The 2,919-nt window shown below is 54.0% G+C and carries 1 rRNA gene; it reads left to right on the plus strand.

What is annotated here, in order from left to right:
• Nucleotides 1-50: 50 nt before the first annotated feature.
• Nucleotides 51-2,919: ribosomal RNA gene (locus KNP87_RS17115) — 23S ribosomal RNA — on the plus strand; the annotation flags it as partial.

Raw genomic sequence — 2,919 nt, forward strand, 5'->3', positions numbered from 1 at the left:
TTTTTATAACCATGTCATTAGACGTGTGTTCTTAGAATACCAAAATGCTAGATCAAGGTATGAAGGGCGTACGGTGGATGCCTTGGCACTAGGAGCCGATGAAGGACGCGACGAACAGCGATATGCTTCGGGGAGCAGTAAGTATGCTTTGATCCGAGGATTTCCGAATGGGGGAACCCACCATCCGTAATGGGATGGGACATGTTACATGAATACATAGTGTAACGTGAGGCAGACCCGGGGAACTGAAACATCTAAGTACCCGGAGGAAGAGAAAGCAAATGCGATTCCCTGAGTAGCGGCGAGCGAAACGGGAACAGCCCAAACCGGAGAGCATGCTCTCCGGGGTTGTAGGACACTCTATACGGAGTCAAAAAGGAAGACAGTAGGTGAACGACCTGGAAAGGTCGGCCGAAGAAGGTGACAGCCCTGTAGCTGAAACTGTTTTCCCTCCAGAGTGGATCCTGAGTACGGCGGGACACGTGAAACCCCGTCGGAATCCGGGAGGACCATCTCCCAAGGCTAAATACTCCCTAGTGACCGATAGTGAACCAGTACCGTGAGGGAAAGGTGAAAAGCACCCCGGAAGGGGAGTGAAATAGATCCTGAAACCGTATGCCTACAAGTAGTCAGAGCCCGTTAATGGGTGATGGCGTGCCTTTTGTAGAATGAACCGGCGAGTTACGATAGCGCGCGAGGTTAAGCTGATGAGGCGGAGCCGTAGCGAAAGCGAGTCTGAATAGGGCGCCATAGTGCGTTGTCGTAGACCCGAAACCAGGTGATCTACCCATGTCCAGGATGAAGGTCAGGTAACACTGACTGGAGGTCCGAACCCACGCACGTTGAAAAGTGCGGGGATGAGGTGTGGGTAGCGGTGAAATGCCAATCGAACCTGGAGATAGCTGGTTCTCCCCGAAATAGCTTTAGGGCTAGCCTCGAGGTTGAGAGTTCCGGAGGTAGAGCACTGATTGGACTAGGGGCCCCCACAGGGTTACCGAATTCAGTTAAACTCCGAATGCCGGCAACTTATACTCGGGAGTCAGACTGCGAGTGATAAGATCCGTAGTCAAGAGGGAAACAGCCCAGACCGCCAGCTAAGGTCCCAAAGTGTATGTTAAGTGGAAAAGGATGTGGCGCTGCCTAGACAGCTAGGATGTTGGCTTAGAAGCAGCCACCATTCAAAGAGTGCGTAATAGCTCACTAGTCGAGTGGCGCCGCGCCGAAAATGTAACGGGGCTAAACATACCACCGAAGCTGCGGATTCCGTAAGGAATGGTAGGGGAGCGTTCCAAACCGCTGTGAAGCTGTACCGTAAGGAGCAGTGGAGCGTTTGGAAGTGAGAATGCCGGTGTGAGTAGCGAAAAGAGGGGTGAGAATCCCCTCCGTCGAAAGCCCAAGGTTTCCTGAGGAAGGCTCGTCCGCTCAGGGTTAGTCTGGACCTAAGCCGAGGCCGAAAGGCGTAGGCGATGGATAACAGGTTGATATTCCTGTACCACCGATCCACCGTTTGAACAATGGGGGGACGCAGGAGGATAGTGACGCATGCGGATGGAAGTGCATGTGTAAGTTTCGAGACCGTCTGATTGGCAAATCCGTCAGGCACCAAAGTCGAGGAACGATGCGGAGTCCCGTAGGGACGAAGGTCACGATTTCACACTGCCAAGAAAAGCCTCTAGTGAGGTGGAAGGTGCCAGTACCGTAAACCGACACAGGTAGGCGGGATGAGAATTCTAAGACGCGCGGGATAACTCTCGTTAAGGAACTCGGCAAAATGGTCCCGTAACTTCGGGAGAAGGGACGCTCTACATGAGTAGAGCCGCAGTGAATAGGCCCAAACGACTGTTTAGCAAAAACACAGGTCTCTGCTAAATCGCAAGATGACGTATAGGGGCTGACGCCTGCCCGGTGCTGGAAGGTTAAGGGGATGGGTTAGCGCAAGCGAAGCTTTGAACCGAAGCCCCAGTAAACGGCGGCCGTAACTATAACGGTCCTAAGGTAGCGAAATTCCTTGTCGGGTAAGTTCCGACCCGCACGAAAGGCGTAACGATTTGGGCACTGTCTCAACGAGAGACCCGGTGAAATCATAGTACCTGTGAAGATGCAGGTTACCCGCGACAGGACGGAAAGACCCCATGGAGCTTTACTACAGCCTGATATTGAGGCTTTGTGCATGATGTACAGGATAGGCGGGAGACGTCGAGACCGGAGCGCCAGCTTCGGAGGAGTCACCCTTGGGATACCGCCCTTCATGCATAGAGTCTCTAACTCGCAGCCGTCATCCGGCTGGAGGACCGTGTCAGGCGGGTAGTTTGACTGGGGCGGTCGCCTCCTAAACAGTAACGGAGGCGCCCAAAGGTTCCCTCAGAATGGTTGGAAATCATTCGTAGAGCGCAAAGGCAGAAGGGAGCTTGACTGCGAGACCTACAAGTCGAGCAGGGACGAAAGTCGGGCTTAGTGATCCGGTGGTTCCGCATGGAAGGGCCATCGCTCAACGGATAAAAGCTACCCTGGGGATAACAGGCTGATCTCCCCCAAGAGTCCACATCGACGGGGAGGTTTGGCACCTCGATGTCGGCTCATCGCATCCTGGGGCTGGAGTAGGTCCCAAGGGTTGGGCTGTTCGCCCATTAAAGCGGTACGCGAGCTGGGTTCAGAACGTCGTGAGACAGTTCGGTCCCTATCCGTCGTGGGCGCAGGAAATTTGAGGAGAGCTGTCCTTAGTACGAGAGGACCGGGATGGACGCACCGCTGGTGTACCAGTTGTTCCGCCAGGAGCATCGCTGGGTAGCTACGTGCGGACGGGATAAATGCTGAAAGCATCTAAGCATGAAGCCCCCTCCAAGATGAGATTTCCCTTTGAGTAATCAAGAAAGACCCCTCAGAGACGATGAGGTAGATAGGTCACGGGTGGAAGCATGG

The sequence above is a fragment of the Exiguobacterium sp. s192 genome (assembly GCF_018618795.1).
GTDB classification, from domain to species: Bacteria; Bacillota; Bacilli; order Exiguobacteriales; family Exiguobacteriaceae; genus Exiguobacterium_A; species Exiguobacterium_A undae.